Here is a 16,048-nt window from a genome sequence, read left to right as displayed (position 1 = left end):
TCATTGGCTGGCATTTGATCATGGGCATTGGCGGGGCGGATATGCCTGTCGTGGTGTCGATGCTGAACAGCTATTCCGGCTGGGCGGCGGCGGCCATCGGTTTCAGCCTTGGCAACGACCTGCTGATCGTTGTGGGCGCGCTTGTGGGGTCCTCCGGTGCGATCCTGTCCTACATCATGTGTAAGGCGATGAACCGGTCGTTTGTCTCTGTCATCCTGGGTGGCTTTGGTGGCCCGGCAGGGGAGCAGATGGCCGTCGAAGGTGAGCAGATCGCCATCGAGGCTGACGGAGTGGCCACGGCCCTGAACGAGGCAGATAGCGTCATCATCATCCCGGGCTACGGCATGGCCGTGGCGCAAGCCCAGCAAGGTGTGGCCGAGCTGACGCGCAAGCTGCGGGCCGCTGGCAAGGAAGTACGCTTTGCTATCCACCCGGTGGCAGGCCGTCTGCCTGGGCACATGAACGTGCTGTTGGCCGAGGCGAAGGTGCCTTACGACATCGTGCTGGAGATGGACGAGATCAATGAGGATTTCCCGGATACGGATGTGGCCATCGTTATCGGCTCGAACGACATCGTGAACCCGGCTGCGCAAGACGATCCAAACAGCCCCATCGCGGGTATGCCCGTGCTTGAATGCTGGAAGGCCAAGCAGGTGTTCGTGTCGAAGCGTGGGCAGGGCACCGGCTATTCCGGGATCGAGAACCCGCTGTTCTTCAAAGAGAATACGCGCATGTTCTATGGTGATGCCAAGCAGTCCATCGACAAATTGTTGCCGATGATCGACTGACGCGGCAGGTGTCATATAAGATTTGAAAAGGCGGACCTTCGGGTCCGCCTTTTTTTTTGTTTTTGCATGGATTGGGCCAATGTTGGTGGGCTCGGTATACAATTGCATCCTATTAAGCCGTTGATAAGATGTGAAAATCTGCGTTGACTTTGTTCGATTTGTGATTATTTGGGCATAACAGATCATCGGAGCAGTCATGGCCCCCATCGAAGACCACCCGTTGCGATACCAGCTTGCAAACGAGCTGCACGCCCGTCCGTTTCCGTCCATGCGTGCACCATGTGCGGCGGCCTATGTCGCGTTCAAGCAGCCGGAGATGGCGGTCAACCGTGACCGTGCCAAGGACGTTGCGCACTTGCAGGCATTGCTGGATCGCTACGGCGCGCCACACCCGCAGCCGGGGGCCACGCATTACTATGGGCAGATCGGGCGGCATTGGCTGAAATGGGAGCAGCATACCGAATTTGTGACCTACACCATCTTTTCGGATGGGGTGGAGGATCGGCCCTTTGATGCTCGGGCTTTTGAGCCGTTTCCGCAGGAATGGCTGGAGGCCGCGCCGGGGCAGCGTTTTACTTCGGTTTTAATCCGGGTTGAACCGCGACCCGAAGAAGCCGAGATTCAGAAGCGATTGCTGGAGTGGTTTGTGCCGGAAAGCCTGGCCGTCAGCTCTGTCCTGGATGATGCCGCTGTTATCGCGGGGGATTTTCGGATCGATCAGAACGGCAATATGCGCTTTGCCGCGTTCATCTCTGAAGAGACAGGCCAGCGGCGCGTCGGGCGGATCGTGCAACGTCTGTGCGAGATCGAGACTTACAAATCCATGTCGATGCTCGGCTTTGCCCGCGCCCGAACCACGGGCACGCAGTTGACCGCCCTCGACACCCGCTTGATCGAGTTGGTCGAGAGCATGTCGGGTGAGCATGCAGAGGCGGAAGAGACCTTGCGGGCGCTGCTGTCCATTTCCGCGGAGCTGGAAAGCCTTTCGGCCCAATCATCGTTCCGCATCGGGGCAACCCGGGCCTATGAGGCGATTGTGAACGAGCGGATCGAGGCCTTGCGCGAGGATCGTTATCAGGGGCGCCAGACCTTTGCCGAGTTCATGATGCGCAGGTATCAGCCCGCGATGCGAACGGTGCAGTCGACCGAACGGCGCCTGGCCGCCATGTCAGATCGTAGCGTACGGGCCGCAGACCTGTTGCGGACACAGGTGGATGTGGAGCGGTCGGCTCAGAACCAGGCGTTGCTTGAAAGCATGGACCGGCGGTCGGACTTGCAGATGCGCCTGCAGCGCACGGTCGAAGGGTTTTCGGCGGTCGCCATCAGTTACTATTCAGTATCGTTGCTGTCGTACCTGTTCTACTCGCTGGAAGCGACGACAGGTGTGTCGAAGAACCTGATGACGGCTTTGATTACGGTGCCCGTGGTGTTTCTTGTGTGGACGGCGATCAAGCGTTTGAAGAGTAAGGTTGAGCGGTAAGGACGGGGTTGGACGCTGTTTGCCTGTGGCAAATGCGCCCCGCCCGCCGTCCCTTTCTCCGTCTGGTGTACTGGGTGAAATCGAAAAGGGGACGCTGCCTCTCGGTTGCGCCCCCATCGTCTTTTCAGCCAGTAGGCGTCAGCGCCCGCGTATGCGTGGATCGAGTGCATCGCGCAGGCCGTCGCCGAGGTAGTTTACGCCCAGCACCGTCAGCGAGATCAGGATACCTGGCAGGACCACACGTTCGGGGTATTGCTCCATCCGTTGCACGGCATCTGCCAGCAGTTTGCCCCATGTCGGGAAGTCGGACGGGAATCCGACGCCAAGGAAACTGAGCGCGCTTTCGGTGATGATCGCCGTGGCGAGGCCCAAAGTGGCGGAGACCATGATGGGGGAGATCACGTTGGGCAGCAGGTGCCGCCGGATGATTTTGCCCGATGTGGTGCCGATGGAGCGGGCGGCAAGAATGAACTCGCGTTCCTTGAGCGCCAGGATGTCGCCGCGCACGATGCGCGCTGTTTGCATCCATGACGTCAGGCCCACGACCCCCACAATCAGGATGAACATGCCACCTTCAGGGCCGAAATTGGCCCTGAGCGGTTCGCGGAAAAGGGTCACGGCCACCAGCAGCAAGGGCAGGATGGGCAGGGACAGGACGAGGTCAGTGAAGCGCATCAGCCAGAAGTCGGCCTTCTTGAAATAGCCGGCGATCACGCCGATGGAGGTACCAATCAGCAGCGCAAGGACCATCGCGGCCCAGCCAACGGCCATGGAGGCGCGTCCACCAGCAATCAGGTTGGCCAGAATATCTCGGCCCAGGTTGTCGGTGCCAAGGGGCCGGAACCACCCGACTTTGGCGTCACCATCCCAAAGCGCGACATAGATGGGCCGCATATCCTTGTTGCGGATATCCAGCTTTTGCGGATCGATCTGCCAGATATAGGGGCCCAGGATCACAGCCAGTGTGATGAACACCAGGAAGCCACCGCCAAAGAGGGCGCCCTTGTGCCGCTTGAACTGGTCCCAGACATCTTTCCATTGGCTGCGGGGCGCTTTTGGCGGCTCCTTGTCCTGGAGCGCGGCATAGGGGTCTGTCCCACCGGAGGCGGGCATATCTTGCGTCTGATCAGTCATAGCGGATCCTCGGGTCGAGCACGCCGTAGAGCACGTCGGCAATCAGGTTGAAGAGCACGATCAGGATCGCGAAGATGAAGGTCAGGGTCATGACCATCGGGATGTCGTTGGCAAAAAGTGCTGTCAGCAGCAATTGCCCGATCCCGTTCACCTTGAATACGTTCTCGGTGATGATGGCGCCGCCGAAGATCGAAGGCACGCCAAGCGCGATAACGGTGATGACCGGGATCATCGAGTTTCGCAGAACGTGCTGCATGACGACGACACCTTCGCGCAGACCCTTGGCCCGTGCTGTGCGCACATAGTCCTGACCGAGATTGTCGAGCATGGACGACCGCATGTAGCGGCTGATCTGGGCAGTGGTCTGGAGCGCCAGCACCATGACGGGCATGACCATTTGCATGAACTGCACTTTGAAACTGGCCCAGTCGGTGACAACGTGGGTGGTGTCATAGATCGAGGGCAGCCAGCCCAGTTGGACCGAAAAGATGACGATCAGAAGGGGGCCGGTGAAAAAGGGCGGGATCGAAAAGCCGATCATCGTGATGAATGTGCCGGACTGATCGAAGACGGAGTATTGTTTGTAGGCGGAGTAGATGCCGATGGGCAGGGCAATCAGGATGCCAACGATATAGGACAGGCCAACCACCCAGAGCGTTTGGGGGATACGCTGCACCACGATGTCCATGACCGGGCTGCGCGTCTGCCAGGAGATCACGCGTTGCTTGCCTTCGGCGAAGGTTGTGCCGAACCAGTGATCCATGAGGACCTGAGGTTCGATCCAGAAGAACTGAACCATCCACTTCCAGTACTGGACATGAAGCGGCGCACCGAGGCCAAGCGCCTCGCGCATCTTCTCTTTGACTTCAGGGGGGACTGTCAGCGGAACTTGCGCCATCGGATCGCCCGGGGCGAGCTGCAACAGCAGGAAAATCACAAGGCTGATGAACAAAAGCGTCGGGATCGACAGGATCAACCGGCGGATTGTGAAGGTCAGCATGAGAGGCCAATCCTTTTGCGGAGGTCTTTTTGTTTTTGGTCAGAGGGTAGGGTGGGCGACAACGCCCACCCCGAGAATCTGATCACTTGATACGGTACCAGTCCGCAGTGTTCCAGATTTCGCTGTCCCAAACGTTCAGCTTCACGCCGCCCAGCGTATTTGAGTGGGCGGACACGCGGCCACGGTGCACAAGCGGCACAATGGTGAAGGTGTCTTTGGTCAGCATGTTGTTCATCTTGATCGCGATTTCGGCGCGCTTTTCGATGTCGCCTGTGCGGGCAAGTTCATCGATCAGCTCGTCATATGCGGGATCGCAGAAGCGGTTGATGTTCTCACCCTGCCATTGCGAGGACGGCTTGGGTTCGTTGCCACAACGATACTGTGCCAGATATTGCTGGGGATCGGTGCCGTTGAACGTGTTGGCGTACATTTCAACATCGGCATAGAACTTCTGGAACGTGTCGGGCGAGCCCGGGTCACCGCCGAAGAACACGGAGGCGTCGAGGTTGCGCAGTTCCGTTTCCACGCCAATCTCTTCCCACCACGCCTTGATCAGCGCCTGGAAGTCCTGACGCACAGCGTTGGTCGACGTTTGGTACAGGATCGACAATTCTACGCCGTCCTTGTCGCGGATGCCGTTGCCATTGCTGTCTACCCAGCCTGCTTCGTCCAAAAGGGCCTTGGCGCCATCAATGTCCTGTGTGGCACAGTGCATGTCGCCGGAGGCAAACATATCCGGTGCAGGGACAAGGTCACATGTTACCTTGCCTGCTTTGCCATACCCGACCTCAACCAGAAGGGGACGGTCGATGGCCATGGACAGGGCTTGACGCACCGCCATATCGCTCAGGAACGGGTGCGGTTCGGCAACTGTGGCACGTGTTTCTGGTGGCAAATCCGGCGATGGGTTCGTCAGGTTCATTTCCAGACGTTCCACCAGCGGGCCGAAGCCTGCGATGGCTTTGCCTTTGCCGCCTTCTTCCATCTTGGCGATGACGTCGGGCGCCAGTTGCAGGTTCCAGGCGTAGTCAAACTCGCCCGTTTCCAGGACAGCGCGGCCAGCAGCGGTTGCGTCACCGCCACCTTTGAACGTCACACGCGCGAACGCAGGCTTTGCAGGGTCGCGGTAGTTGTCATTCGCGACCATCGTGATCACGTCATTGGGGCGGAATTCTTCAACCTTGAAGCCGCCGGTGCCAATGGGGTTAAAGTTTGCTTCGGTGCATTCGGGGGCCTTTGCGCCCAGGCAGTCTGCAAATTGAGCTGCTTGGATGATGGGTGACTGGCCGCCCACGAATGGACCATACGGGTTCGGTTTCGGTTGGTTGAACGTGACTTTCACGGTCAGATCATCCAGCGCCTCGACATTCTCGACGCCATCGAAGAATGCCAGCTGCGCGCAGCCGCCTTCGGGGTGCATGCAGTAGTCAGCGGTGAATTTCACATCGGCCGAGGTGAATGGGGTGCCGTCAGACCAGGTGATGCCTTCCTGGATCTTCCAGGTGATGGTGGTCAGGTCTTCGCTTACGCCGCCGTTGCCGACGGTTGGAATTTCTGCCGCCAGCCAGGGTGTCAGGGCGCCGGTTTCATCGTAGCGGGCGAGGGGTTCGATGATCATCGAGGCGGATTCGATGTCCTTGGTGCCGCCCGACAGGTACGGGTTCAGAATCGATGGCGCCTGCCAATAGATGATCTTCAGTTCGCCATCCGAGCCACGCTCGGCAAAAGCTGCCGGGGCAAGTGCCACCGATGCCACAGCACCCATAAGAAGGGTTTTGAGGGTCATATCATACTCCTTGTTGGACGGCAGGTTTGTCCTGCTCGTCTAATGCACGCCACATCGTGTGTGGCGCTAATCCGGCTTGAGGGTAGGATACGTTTACGCGATAACCCACGGTTTCCCCGTAGTTTTTAATCTTGGCCCCCAAGCGCACGGCAATATCGAAACAGCTTTTGGGGAAATTGCAAGCGTTGCGTGCGGTCAACGATAAATTTCGTAGGTGAATGTTTGACAGTGCCTGTGCCTTCGCCCACTCTTTGGAAAACCTGAGCCAAAAAGGCTCGATTGCGGGGATAAAAATGCTCGACCACACAGATACGTCGCCGATTGCAAACATTCAGAATTTGCGCGTGCAGTTTCAAACCAAGGACGGACCTGTCCTTGGGGTCGAGGACGTGTCGTTCGAGGTCAACGCCGGTGAAACGGTCTGTATCGTTGGCGAATCCGGCTCTGGCAAGTCGGTGTCGTCGCTGTCGCTGATGCGGCTTGTGGAGTTTGGTGGGGGCGAGATTGCAGGCGGTCGGCTGTTGTTTGATCGCAAGGAAGCGGATGCCGTTGATCTGGCCGATACGGACCAAAGCCTGATGCGCACCATTCGCGGCAACGAGATCGGTATGATCTTTCAGGAGCCGATGACGGCGCTGAACCCCGTGTTCACCGTCGGGCGTCAGTTGACCGAGGGTTTGCGACTGCACAAAGGGTTGAAGAAGGCGCAGGCCGAAGAACGCGCTTTGTCACTTCTTCAGCAAGTGCGCATTCCCGAACCCGCCCGCCGGATGAAGCAATACCCGCACGAGCTATCGGGCGGGATGCGGCAGCGTGTGGTGATTGCCATGGCGCTGGCATGTGAGCCGCGTTTGCTGATCGCGGACGAGCCAACGACCGCACTCGACGTGACCATTCAGGCCGAAATCCTGGCCCTAATGGACCGGTTGAAGCGTGAAACCGGCACTGCCGTAATGTTCATCACCCATGACATGGCTGTTGTTGCGCAAATGGCGGATCGTGTCGTTGTCATGTTCCGTGGCAACAAGGTCGAGGAAGGCCCGGTCGCCGAGATTTTCGAAAACCCACGGCACCCCTACACCAAGGCGCTTTTGGCTGCAGTGCCCAAATTGGGTGAGATGCGGGGCAAAACCTATCCCGAGCCGATGAAGCTTTTGGGCCGGTCGCAGGGTGAGATTGCCCCGATTCCCGGCACCGAGGAGAAACTGCTGGAAGTCAGCAATCTAACAACGCGCTTTCCAGTCAAGGGCGGCTTTTTCCGGCGCACAGTCGCGAATGTGCACGCGGTCGAGGATGTGTCCTTTACCATCAACAAGGGCCAGACCCTGAGCTTGGTTGGAGAGTCCGGCTGCGGCAAATCGTCGGCGGGTCGGTCAATCCTGCGTCTGGTTGAACCGCAGTCGGGGCATATCGTGCTGGATGGCACCGACATCATGGCGCTGAATGATCGCGATTTGCGCGATGCACGGCGTGATATGCAGATGATCTTTCAGGATCCGTTCGCCTCTTTGAACCCACAGATGCAACTGGCCGACCAGGTGGCCGAGCCCATGCAGAATTTTGGGATGTTCAAGGGCGAGGAAGGCATCAAGCGGGTCGAGATGCTGTTTGATCGGGTCGAGTTGCCGCGCAGCTTTATGCGTCGCTACCCGCACGAGCTATCGGGTGGACAGCGCCAACGCGTTGCCATTGCACGCGCGCTTGCGCTGAATCCCAAGCTGATCATAGCGGACGAGGCCGTGTCAGCGCTGGACGTGTCCGTTCAGGCGCAGGTTTTGAACCTGATGATGGAGTTGCAGGCCGAATTGGGGCTGTCCTTCTTGTTCATCAGCCATGACATGGCTGTGGTGGAACGGGTCAGCCACCATGTGGGCGTCATGTATCTGGGCCGGATTGTTGAGATGGGGCCACGTGCGCGTGTCTTCGAGAACCCGCAGCACCCTTATACCCAAGCCTTGATGAAGGCCGTGCCGATCGCTGACCCGCGTCAGCGCAAGGACGAGAAAGACTTGAATTTCAAACCGATCCCGTCACCCATTCATCCGGTTGACTATGATCCGGCGCCATCCGAATACACCGAAATTGAACCGGGCCACCTCGTGCTGACCACCGACAGCGGTTACTGATCGCGCCGTTCAAACGCTCTGACATCGTCACTGTTTGATTTTCCGACCCTGGTCGGCGCATTCATGTTGATGTGTTTGCGTCGGTCGACAGCACTGGTAGTCGGTCAACACTCCGCCTAGGCTGGCCGAGTATCGAAAGAGATCCACATGACACCCAGAATGACTCCGCTTGAGCTGATGACCAAGCTCATCAGTTTCCCGACTGTCAGCCGCGACACCAACTTGCCCCTGGTTGATTGGGTTGAGGGGTATCTGAACGATCACGGCATTTCCGCACATCGGTACTATCATCCGGATGAGCCAAAGGCGGCAATTTACGCCCATGTTGGCCCCAAAGTTGAAGGTGCGGTCGTTCTGTCTGGTCACACGGATGTCGTGCCCGTGGATGGGCAGCCTTGGGACACCGATCCGTTTGTGGTGACTGAGAAGGACGGAAAGTATTTCGGTCGCGGTACATGCGACATGAAGGGGTTTGACGCGCTTGCTCTTTGGGCGTTGGTGGAGGCGCATTATGCCGGTGTGAAAACGCCCCTGCAGCTGGCCTTGAGCTTTGACGAAGAGATCGGGTGTTTGGGTGCGCCGCCCATGATCGCGGCGATGCAAGGTGTCCTGCCCAAAGGTGGTCCGGTTATCGTTGGCGAACCTTCGATGATGAAAGCGGTGACAGGCCACAAGGGCGGGCAAGGGTTTGACACGCATGTGGTTGGCTTCGAAGTGCATTCCTCCCTTCTGCCTCAAGGGGTGAGCGCGATCCTTGAGGGGGCAAGGATCATCGACTTTGCCAACCATCGGAACGCGGAGAATATGGTGGCTGAACCCTCAACGCTGGCCGCCATGTTCGATCCCCCCTTTACAACGTGGCATGTCGGGCAGGTGCACGGTGGCACCGCCCACAACATCACTGCAAAGGATTGTTACTTCTCGATGGATTTTCGTGCGGTGCCCGGCGACGATGTTGTGGCGTTGAAAGAGGCGTATCTGGCCCATGTTGCCGAGGTTGAGAAGGGGATGAAGGCCACACATCCCGAGGCGCGCGTTGATATCGAGACACGCTTTGACGTGCCGCCGCTCAAACCCGAGGAAGACGGGGCCGCCGAAGGCCTTGTGCGCGCCATCACGGGTGATAACGGCACTCATGTGGTCAGCTACGGAACAGAGGCTGGGCAGTTCCAGGCGGCCGGTTATTCTGCCGTGGTTTGTGGACCCGGCGATATTGCGCAGGCACATCAGCCCAACGAGTTCATCACCGTCGCCCAGTTCGAGGCGGGACGCGCGTTCATGCGTGATCTTGTGGCGCGCCTTGCGTAGGGCGGCGGGGTACGAAGTGAAAAACGGGCTGACGCCAGTGCTGGGGTGCCCTGTGCAACCGATGTCTGCGGCATCCCCAACCGCTATGCCATGACCAGTTTCCCTATCCATGATGCAACCCCCGTCACCTGGCCCGGCCCGCCGCCGGAACAGGCAGATGTGGTTGTGATTGGCGGCGGTGTGATTGGTGTTTGCACCGCCTTGTACCTGGCTGAGGGTGGGCAGCGCGTTGTCCTTTTGGAAAAGGGACGCATTGCCGGGGAACAGTCCAGCCGCAATTGGGGATGGATTCGTCAGCAGGGGCGGGACCCAGACGAATTACCCATTATGGTCGAGGCCAACCGTTTGTGGCGCGATCTGGCCAAGCGGACCAATGTCGATATCGGTCTGACGCAAGGTGGGGTGACCTATCTGGCAAAGACGGATGCGGAAATGGGACGTTATGCCGATTGGTTACCGCATGCTGCGGCCAATGATGTTGATAGTCGGCTGCTGAGTGTCAGCGAAGTTGCTGATCTGGTTCCGGGGATGTCGAGGAGCTATGCCGGCGCGCTTCATACCGCATCTGACATGCGGGCTGAACCTTGGGTGGCCGTTCCCGCGCTGGCCGGCGTTGCGGTGCGTGCAGGTGCGATCATTGTCGAAAACTGCGCGGTTCGGGCGCTTGATATACAGGCGGGTCGCGTGGCGGGCGTTGTCACTGAACAAGGTCGCATCGTTGCGCCTGAGGTTGTGCTTGCGGGGGGCGCATGGTCTTCCTTGCTGATGCGCCGCCACGGTATTTCGCTACCGCAACTGTCGGTGCGTGCGACGGTTGCCGCAACCGAGGCGCTGCCGATGGTGTTTCCCGGCGGCGCCGCAGATGACGGTATTGCGTTTAGACCGCGTAAGGATGGGGGATACTCCTTAGCTGCCGGTGGGTTTCACGAATTGTTCATTGGTCCGGATGCGTTTCGGGCGCTGCCGAAATACCTGCCACAATTGCGCGCCGACCCGTTCGGCACGCGTTTCCTTCCAGCCGCACCGCGTGGTTATCCCGATGCCTGGTCGACATCGCGCCGTTGGGAGGCCGATGGTCCAAGCCCGTTCGAAGAGATGCGCATTCTCAACCCCACCCCCAATCGCCGCAAGGTGGCGCAATTGACCAGCAGATTTCAGGCATTGTTCCCGGATCTTGGGCCCGTGCGGATCAAGACCGCATGGGCAGGGATGATTGACACCATGCCCGACGTGGTTCCGGTCGTGGATCGCGTGGACGCGTTGCCGGGACTGACCATCGGCACCGGGATGAGCGGTCACGGGTTCGGCATTGGTCCGGGCATGGGAAAGGTGCTGGCGGCTCTGGTCATGGGCGACGATCCGGGCCATGATCTGACGCGGTTCCGCCTGAGCCGTTTTTCCGATGGCAGCAAGATGCGCCTCGGCCCATTTGTCTGACAGGATCACACTATGCCTATCAAGAACCGCCTTGCCGAGACCCACGCCGAGATCACGGGCTGGCGCCGCCACCTTCATGCACATCCGGAACTGGATTTCGACGTGCATGAAACGGCGGCCTTTGTTGTGGAACGGCTTCGGGATTTCGGTGTCGATGACGTTACAACAGGTATAGGCAAGACCGGCGTTGTCGCCGTCATCAAAGGCCGTACGGACACGAAGGGTCGCGTAGTGGGGTTGCGCGCCGATATGGACGCACTTCCAATCGAAGAGGCGACGGGGCTCGACTATGCGTCAAAGCACCCGGGCAAGATGCATGCCTGCGGCCATGATGGGCACACGTCGATCCTGCTGGGCGCAGCGCAATATCTGGCCGAGACGCGGAACTTTGACGGCACGGTGGTGCTGGCCTTCCAACCTGCCGAGGAAGGCGGAGGCGGGGGCCGTGAGATGGTCAATGATGGGTTGATTGATCGGTGGGGCATCCAAGAGATCTATGGCCTGCACAACATGCCGGGTTTGCCGACAGGTGCCTTTGCCATTCGCCCGGGCGCATTGCTGGCCTCGGCAGATGAATTCGAGGTGACCGTAACCGGCAAGGGTGGACATGCCGCAGCTCCGCACCAATCCATCGATCCCAATGTGGCGGCGGCGCATATCATTCTGGGCCTGCAAAGCATTGCGAGCCGGAATGTGGATCCGTTGGCGTCGGCCGTTGTGTCAGTGTGCGCGCTGCACTCAGACATCGACACCCACAACATCATTCCGCAGGTGACGCGCATGACCGGTACGGTTCGTGCATTGGACCCAGAGGTGCGGGATTTCGTGGAAGCGCGCGTGAGCGAGATCGTGACAGCCACGGCCCAAGCCCATCAATGTGAAGCCAAGGTGGATTACACCGTTGGATACCCTGTGACCATCAACCATGATGAGTATACAGAATATGCAGCGGCTGCCGCCCGCGCCGTCGCTGGGGACGTGATTACCGATATCCCGCCCATCATGGCAGCCGAAGATTTCTCGTTCATGCTCAATGCCTGTCCCGGTGCCTACATCATGCTGGGAAATGGGGACGGGCCAATGGTGCATCACCCGGAGTATCAATTCGATGACGAAGCTATTCCCGCCGGTGCCAGCTGGTTCGTGGAGCTGGTCGAACAACGTATGCCTGCGCAGTAATCAAAGGACGCATTAATGCCCATCAAGAACCGTTTTGCCGAAATGCACGCCGACATCACCGCGTGGCGACGAGACATCCATCAGCATCCTGAAATTCTGTTCGACACACATCGCACCAGCGCGCTGGTTGCCGAAAAGCTGCGCGCTTTTGGTTGTGATGACGTGGTTGAGGGGATTGGGCGCACCGGTGTCGTTGGTGTGATCAAGGGAAAGGCCGATGGGTCGGGCAATGTGATTGGCCTGCGCGCGGACATGGACGCGCTGCCGATCCACGAGGCGACCGGCGTTGAATATGCGTCGAAAACCGAGGGGGCGATGCACGCCTGCGGTCACGACGGTCACACGGCGATGCTGTTGGGGGCTGCGCAGTATCTTTCGGAGACGCGGAATTTCGATGGCACGGTTGTGGTCATCTTCCAGCCTGCCGAAGAGGGCGGCGGCGGTGGCCGCGAGATGTGCAACGATGGCATGATGGATCGTTGGGGCATTCAGGAAGTCTATGGCATGCACAACTGGCCAGGACGTCCTGTGGGCGAGTTCTCCATCCGGCCGGGGCCATTTTTTGCGGCAACCGATCTGCTTGAGATCGAGTTCGAAGGGCTTGGCGGGCATGCGGCCAAGCCGCACGAGACAATTGATACGACCCTGATGGCCTCGCACGCGGTGACGATGCTGCAATCGATCGTGAGCCGGAACGCGGACCCGATTGACCGGATCGTGGTGTCCATCACGTCGTTCGAGACATCTTCCAAGGCGTTCAACGTGATCCCGCAGACGGTGCAGATCATGGGTACCGTCCGTACCATGAGCGCAGAGGCGCGTGATCTGGCTGAAAAGCGGGTGGTCGAAATCTGTGAGGGTGTTGCAAGCACCTTTGGCGGTGCGGCGCGGGTGAATTACAACCGGAACTATCCGGTGATGGTGAACCATGACGAGCAAACTGAATTTGCGGCCGATGTGGCCCGGTCGGTGTCAGGTCAGTGTGAAGAAGCGCCCCTGGTCATGGGCGGCGAGGATTTCGCCTTCATGCTGGAAGAACGGCCCGGGGCTTACATCCTTGTCGGCAATGGCGACACGGCAATGGTTCATCACCCCGAATACAACTTCAACGACGAAGCGATTCCGGCAGGGTGTTCCTGGTGGGCAGAGATCGTGGAACAGCGGTTGCCCTTGGCATCGTGACACCGGGTGACGCTCCCGCCTTTGGCGGGTCGCCCACCCACCGTCCCTTAGTTATTCAGCAACCGGCGATAGACCTCGATTATCGCATCCGCCTCTTGCTGCAACCGAAAGTTCGCGGCGGCGTGGGTGCGGGCCGCTTTGCCCATTGCGGCGAGCCGTTCAGGGTCGGACAAAAGCGCGTCGGTGTACTCGGCAATGGTATCGACATCTTCGATGTCTGCGAGATGCCCGGTTTCACCGTCCTTGATCAATTCCTCGAACGCGCCAACCCGGGTTGCAATGACTGGTACGCCACTGGCCATGGCTTCAAGCGGTGTCAATCCAAACCCTTCCCACCGTTGCGGTGCAATATACAGATCTAGCGCGCGGAAGTGATCGGCGAGCTGGTCGATTGGCACTTCGTCACGAAAGTGAAGTCGGTCTGATAATCCGGCATCTGCAACCCGCGCTTTGAGGTCATTGAGATAGGATTGATGCTCGCTTGTCGCTCGGCCCATGACCAAAGCTTGGGCATTCGAATGCTTAGGCAGGACGCGCAGCATCGTATCTACAAAGAGGTCATTGCCCTTCTGATGTCTAATGCGGCCAAAGCAGCCAATGAGGATTCCCGGAGGCAGGCCTAGTTCTTTGCGCAAGGCTGGTTTGTCCTGGGCGGGGCAAAACAGGTCGCAGTCCAAGCCGTGATGAATAACCGTGACTTCGCGTTCAAGATAGTCTGCGGATTTGGAGGACGTTGCAATCACCGCATCCTGTTGGCGTATCAACCAGCGTGTGAAGCGCTTGTGCCGACGTTGGGCAGCCGAGGTGAACAGCAACCGCAATTGTTTCCCCAACAGGTATTTGAGGGCCAGCCCCCCAACCATTTCAACATTGCGCCGCGCATGCCAAACCCGTGGACCAGATGGGCCTTTGCGCGGCATCGTCAAAAGCCGTGTCCAAGGGATGTTTGGGACTTGTGTGGGTAGGTCAGGTGCGCAGCTGGTGATACTGATCTGCTTGGCCTGCAATGGAACCAGGCGTAGCACCGTGGACGTCACACCGGAGTGGCGGCGTTTGAAGTTTGGGGCAATAACGTCGATATCAGCGAGATCAGGCATTGCGGTCCATAGCCTGACCATCCGCCAGAGAGAAGAGGCGGTGTGCAATCGCGTCCAGCGCTTCGGTGCCCGTGGGGGCAAGAGGGCGGGCGTTGGCGGCGAGTTGCGCGGCGCGGCTCGGGTGGGTGAGGAGTGTGTCGATCTCTGCCGCGAGCGTGGTCCCGTCTGTCACTTGTACGCTCGCGTCCTTCATCTGGAACGCGGCATAGGCTTCGGCGAAGTTCGCGTAGTTCGGTCCGTGCAGGATCGCCGTATGAGCCGCTGCAGGCTCAAAGGGTGTGTGACCGCCCACGTTCGAGAAAGAGCCGCCAAGGAACACGATGGGGCTGAGTGCATACCACAGGTCTGTCTCACCCATCGTGTCGGCAAGATAGACTTGCACAGGTGTATCCAAAGTCTGCGCCTTGCTGCGTTGTGCGACACTTAGGTTCGCATTATGGACCAAGGGCAGGATATCGGTGGCCCGTTCCGGGTGGCGGGGAACAAGGATCAGGCAGAGGTTCGGACGTGACTTCAACAGAATGTTTTGCGCGGCTAGCACCTGCTCTTCTTCTCCCGGGTGCGTGGATGCAGCGACCCAAACGGGCCGTCCTCCGAGCGCGTTGTGCGCTGCTTCCAACTCTTCCGGTTTGACGCGGGGTGCTCCGAGAACGGATTTGAGGTTGGTGCCCTGTTCGGCCCCGGCCAGGCCCATGTCCCGCAAATGATCCCGGCTGCGCCTGTCCTGACAATGCGCCCAAGCGATCCCGCGCAGAACATAGGACGCCGTTGCCGGAAACTTCTTCCAGCCGTCTGCGCTTCGTTCTGAAAGCCGGGCATTGAGCAGGGCAACGGGCAAATCCCGTTGCGCGCAGATATCCAGCAGGTTGGGCCACAGCTCGGATTCGACAAGAACACACAGATCGGGCCGCCAGTGGTCCAGAAAGCGGGTGAGGGGACCAACCCCGTCGAGCGGGCTGAATTGGTGCAGGACACCTGGGGGCAGGTGGGGGGCAACAGCCTCGGCTGATGTAGCGGTGCCGGACGTCAGCAGCACCCGCATGTCCGGCGCCACATCGCGGATGCGCTTTATCAGGGGCAGCACTGACTTTGCCTCGCCCACCGACGCGCCGTGAAACCAGACCAGCGTTCCCAATGGGCGTTCAGCACTGGCATGGCCCAGCCGTTCATGAGCGCGATCTACTGCAACACCACCCTTGCGCAACTTGTTCACGGCCGAGCGCGCGGCAAAGGGCAGCGCCACCGCGCTGAGGGCGCGGTAAAGCCGGAACAGGGCTGTTGGCCGCATTGGTTGCCTAGCCGCCTGTATGGCTCATGTGCCGGGGCATCTGCCCATCCAGCCGTTGCCGGGAATAGTCGAAATCATGGCCCTTGGGCTTGAGGGCAATGGCTGCGCGAATGGCATCCTTGAGCGGGCCGTCGTCCTCCTGGAAGTCACGCAGAGGCGCGCGCAGGTCGGCCATGTCTTCCTGGCCAAGGCACATGTAAATCTCGCCCGTGCAGGTGATCCGCACGCGGTTGCAGCTTTCGC

12 protein-coding genes and 1 pseudogene are annotated in these 16,048 nt (G+C 59.4%); 7 read left to right on the top strand and 6 right to left on the bottom strand.

Annotation, left to right across the window (positions count from 1 at the left end):
* Both AC6RA8_RS15895 and AC6RA8_RS15890 read left to right on the top strand, forming a co-directional pair.
* A partial coding sequence (locus tag AC6RA8_RS15895; protein ID WP_500353852.1) for an NAD(P)(+) transhydrogenase (Re/Si-specific) subunit beta occupies positions 1-788 on the top strand: 788 nt, incomplete at its 5' end.
* Between the two features lie 196 nt (positions 789-984).
* On the top strand, positions 985-2,268 hold the full coding sequence (locus AC6RA8_RS15890; protein WP_500353850.1) for a DUF3422 family protein: 1,284 nt from the start codon (positions 985-987) through the stop codon (positions 2,266-2,268).
* Between the two features lie 138 nt (positions 2,269-2,406).
* On the opposite strand, the gene AC6RA8_RS15885 is transcribed toward AC6RA8_RS15890, so the two are convergent.
* The 3 genes from AC6RA8_RS15885 to AC6RA8_RS15875 all read right to left on the bottom strand — a co-directional run bounded on the left by AC6RA8_RS15885 (position 2,407) and on the right by AC6RA8_RS15875 (position 6,188).
* Positions 2,407-3,402 carry an ABC transporter permease gene (locus tag AC6RA8_RS15885; protein ID WP_500353849.1) on the bottom strand — a complete coding sequence of 332 codons (996 nt, stop codon included), beginning with the start codon at positions 3,400-3,402 and terminating at the stop codon, positions 2,407-2,409.
* Positions 3,395-4,402: an ABC transporter permease gene (locus AC6RA8_RS15880; RefSeq protein WP_500353847.1), complete on the bottom strand. Its 1,008-nt coding sequence runs from the start codon at positions 4,400-4,402 to the stop codon at positions 3,395-3,397. Before AC6RA8_RS15880 ends, AC6RA8_RS15885 begins: the two co-directional genes overlap by 8 nt.
* An 82-nt stretch (positions 4,403-4,484) precedes the next feature.
* Positions 4,485-6,188 carry a peptide ABC transporter substrate-binding protein gene (locus tag AC6RA8_RS15875; RefSeq protein WP_500353845.1) on the bottom strand — a complete coding sequence of 568 codons (1,704 nt, stop codon included), beginning with the start codon at positions 6,186-6,188 and terminating at the stop codon, positions 4,485-4,487.
* A 293-nt stretch (positions 6,189-6,481) separates the two neighbouring features.
* Here AC6RA8_RS15875 and AC6RA8_RS15870 point away from each other — a divergent pair, with 293 nt between their 5' ends.
* From AC6RA8_RS15870 to AC6RA8_RS15850, 5 genes are all read left to right on the top strand, one after another.
* On the top strand, positions 6,482-8,314 hold the full coding sequence (locus AC6RA8_RS15870) for an ABC transporter ATP-binding protein (protein WP_500353843.1): 1,833 nt from the start codon (positions 6,482-6,484) through the stop codon (positions 8,312-8,314).
* A gap of 147 nt (positions 8,315-8,461) precedes the next feature.
* On the top strand, positions 8,462-9,622 hold the full coding sequence (gene argE, locus AC6RA8_RS15865; protein ID WP_500353841.1) for an acetylornithine deacetylase: 1,161 nt from the start codon (positions 8,462-8,464) through the stop codon (positions 9,620-9,622).
* A gap of 90 nt (positions 9,623-9,712) precedes the next feature.
* On the top strand, positions 9,713-11,059 hold the full coding sequence (locus AC6RA8_RS15860) for an NAD(P)/FAD-dependent oxidoreductase (protein WP_500353839.1): 1,347 nt from the start codon (positions 9,713-9,715) through the stop codon (positions 11,057-11,059).
* Between the two features lie 12 nt (positions 11,060-11,071).
* Positions 11,072-12,238 carry a M20 aminoacylase family protein gene (locus AC6RA8_RS15855; protein ID WP_500353837.1) on the top strand — a complete coding sequence of 389 codons (1,167 nt, stop codon included), beginning with the start codon at positions 11,072-11,074 and terminating at the stop codon, positions 12,236-12,238.
* Positions 12,239-12,253: 15 nt separating this feature from the next.
* Positions 12,254-13,420, top strand: a complete 1,167-nt coding sequence (locus AC6RA8_RS15850) for a M20 aminoacylase family protein (protein WP_500353835.1) — start codon at positions 12,254-12,256, stop codon at positions 13,418-13,420.
* Between the two features lie 47 nt (positions 13,421-13,467).
* On the opposite strand, the gene AC6RA8_RS15845 is transcribed toward AC6RA8_RS15850, so the two are convergent.
* The 3 genes and pseudogenes from AC6RA8_RS15845 to AC6RA8_RS15835 all read right to left on the bottom strand — a co-directional run.
* Positions 13,468-14,517 (bottom strand): glycosyltransferase family 4 protein, encoded by a 1,050-nt coding sequence (locus AC6RA8_RS15845; RefSeq protein WP_500353833.1) that lies wholly within the window; start codon positions 14,515-14,517, stop codon positions 13,468-13,470.
* Entirely contained in the window at positions 14,510-15,805 is a 1,296-nt protein-coding gene (locus AC6RA8_RS15840) for a 3-deoxy-D-manno-octulosonic acid transferase (protein ID WP_500353831.1), read from the bottom strand. The genes AC6RA8_RS15845 and AC6RA8_RS15840 overlap by 8 nt, the downstream gene beginning before the upstream one ends.
* 7 nt (positions 15,806-15,812) lie before the next feature.
* Positions 15,813-16,048 (bottom strand): annotated as a pseudogene (locus AC6RA8_RS15835) (cyclic pyranopterin phosphate synthase); the annotation flags it as partial.

It is taken from the genome of Tateyamaria sp. (assembly GCF_059783535.1).
Note: the sequence above shows the minus strand (reverse complement) of the source record. Positions and strands in the feature narration are given on the sequence as shown.

What these genes read in the sequence shown, in the direction of transcription:
- AC6RA8_RS15890 (WP_500353850.1), top strand. Translation starts at nt 985, where the DNA reads ATGGCCCCCATCGAAGACCACCCGTTGCGATACCAGCTTGCAAACGAG.
- AC6RA8_RS15885 (WP_500353849.1), bottom strand. Translation starts at nt 3,402, where the DNA reads ATGACTGATCAGACGCAAGATATGCCCGCCTCCGGTGGGACAGACCCC.
- AC6RA8_RS15880 (WP_500353847.1), bottom strand. Translation starts at nt 4,402, where the DNA reads ATGCTGACCTTCACAATCCGCCGGTTGATCCTGTCGATCCCGACGCTT.
- AC6RA8_RS15875 (WP_500353845.1), bottom strand. Translation starts at nt 6,188, where the DNA reads ATGACCCTCAAAACCCTTCTTATGGGTGCTGTGGCATCGGTGGCACTT.
- AC6RA8_RS15870 (WP_500353843.1), top strand. Translation starts at nt 6,482, where the DNA reads ATGCTCGACCACACAGATACGTCGCCGATTGCAAACATTCAGAATTTG.
- argE (WP_500353841.1), top strand. Translation starts at nt 8,462, where the DNA reads ATGACACCCAGAATGACTCCGCTTGAGCTGATGACCAAGCTCATCAGT.
- AC6RA8_RS15860 (WP_500353839.1), top strand. Translation starts at nt 9,713, where the DNA reads ATGACCAGTTTCCCTATCCATGATGCAACCCCCGTCACCTGGCCCGGC.
- AC6RA8_RS15855 (WP_500353837.1), top strand. Translation starts at nt 11,072, where the DNA reads ATGCCTATCAAGAACCGCCTTGCCGAGACCCACGCCGAGATCACGGGC.
- AC6RA8_RS15850 (WP_500353835.1), top strand. Translation starts at nt 12,254, where the DNA reads ATGCCCATCAAGAACCGTTTTGCCGAAATGCACGCCGACATCACCGCG.
- AC6RA8_RS15845 (WP_500353833.1), bottom strand. Translation starts at nt 14,517, where the DNA reads ATGCCTGATCTCGCTGATATCGACGTTATTGCCCCAAACTTCAAACGC.
- AC6RA8_RS15840 (WP_500353831.1), bottom strand. Translation starts at nt 15,805, where the DNA reads ATGCGGCCAACAGCCCTGTTCCGGCTTTACCGCGCCCTCAGCGCGGTG.